The following is a 1,455-nucleotide window of genomic DNA, read 5'->3' on the forward strand; positions in this document are numbered from 1 at the left end:
CATGCGGCCCTACCTTCTTGAGTGCGTCCCGCGAGTTCGCGACTCTGGGACTGCGCGGGTGGGGCAGGGATGGGTTTCATGCTGGCTGCCCTTGATGGCTCAGGCCGCTGTTCCCCCTGTCCCGCCACTTCTTCCGGACTGCTGATTAGGCTCTGCGGACCATCGCTGGGTAGGGCGAGGACAGGCGGAAGGAGTCGCGCCACAGGTTGCTCGAGGAGGGGAGCGTCACCTTGTCCGCTCATGCAGGGTTCGACATCGCCAAGGATTTCCACTGGCTGGCCATCACCGACGACCGTGGCAGGCAACTGTGCAGCCGTCGGGTCGACAACGATCCCGAAGCCATCGCCCAGGCCATCAGCGACCTGAAGGCCGTGGCGGTCGAACATGGCGACGTCGTCGTTGGTGTGGACGTGATGGGTGGAGTGGCCGCGCTGGTCACCGCGATGCTCCTGACCGCCGGTCTGCGGGTGGTGCACGTGCCCGGTCTTGCCGTCAACCGCGCCCGTCGCGGCACCCGGGGCGGGGAGAACAAGTCCGATCCCCGGGATGCGAAGGTGATCGCCGAGCAGGTCATGCTCCGCGACGACCTGCGGGCTGTCCAGGTACCGGACGAGATCTCCGTCGAGCTGCGCCTGCTGGTCGGCCACCGAACCGTGCTGGTGAAGGAGGCCACTGCGCGGATCAACCGGCTTCGGGACCTGCTCGCTTCGATCCATCCCGGCCTGGAGAAGGCCACCGACCCGACGAACAAGTCCAGCCTCATCCTGCTGGCCCACTACGTCACCCCCAGCGAGATCCGCCGCGCGGGCGCCTCCCGCATCGCCGACTACCTGCGCAAACGCGGCGTCAAACGACCCACCGCCGAAGCTCTGGCCCAGGCCGCTGTGACCTCGGCGCGCGGGCAGAACACGGCCGTGGCCGGTGAGCGCCGCGCCGCCGAGCTGATCCGAGAACTCGCCGGTGATCTCCTGGCCGGCAAGAACCGGCTCCTGGCCCTCCAGGCCGAGATCGAGGAGCTGGTCGACGTGCACCCTGACGGGGCCCTCATCCGCAGCCTGCCGGGGATGGGGGCCACCCTCACCGCCGAACTCATCGCCGCGGTCGGCGACATCCGCCGCTTCTCCAGCGGCGATGCCCTCGCCGCCGCCTCCGGCCTGGCGCCCGTGCTCACCCAGTCCGGAAAGATCCGCTACTCGCGCAGCGCGACCGGCGGTGACAAGGCTCTCAAGCGGATCTTCTACCAGTCGGCCTTCTGCGCGATGCCGAACCACCCGCCGTCCCGGGCCTTCTACGACCGCAAGCGAGCCGAGGGAAAACGACATCACCAGGCGCTCATCGCCCTCGCCCGACGCCGCGTCAACGTGCTCTACGCCATCCTGCGTGACCGCCAGCCCTACCAGGACCGACCTCAACTCCGTCTCGTGGCTTGACTTCAGCATTAGGCAGCGGCCTCCT

Annotated in this window: 1 protein-coding gene; it reads left to right on the top strand. The window is 68.5% G+C overall.

Features of this window, described 5'->3' with window-relative positions; translation table 11 throughout:
• The first annotated feature begins 230 nt into the window (after positions 1-230).
• Positions 231-1,430 (top strand): IS110 family transposase, encoded by a 1,200-nt coding sequence (locus R2S09_RS40075; protein WP_306193204.1) that lies wholly within the window; start codon positions 231-233, stop codon positions 1,428-1,430.
• Positions 1,431-1,455: the final 25 nt, after the last annotated feature.

This window comes from Streptomyces sp. MK7 (assembly GCF_032658145.1).
Classification (GTDB): domain Bacteria; phylum Actinomycetota; class Actinomycetes; order Streptomycetales; family Streptomycetaceae; genus Streptomyces; species Streptomyces spiralis.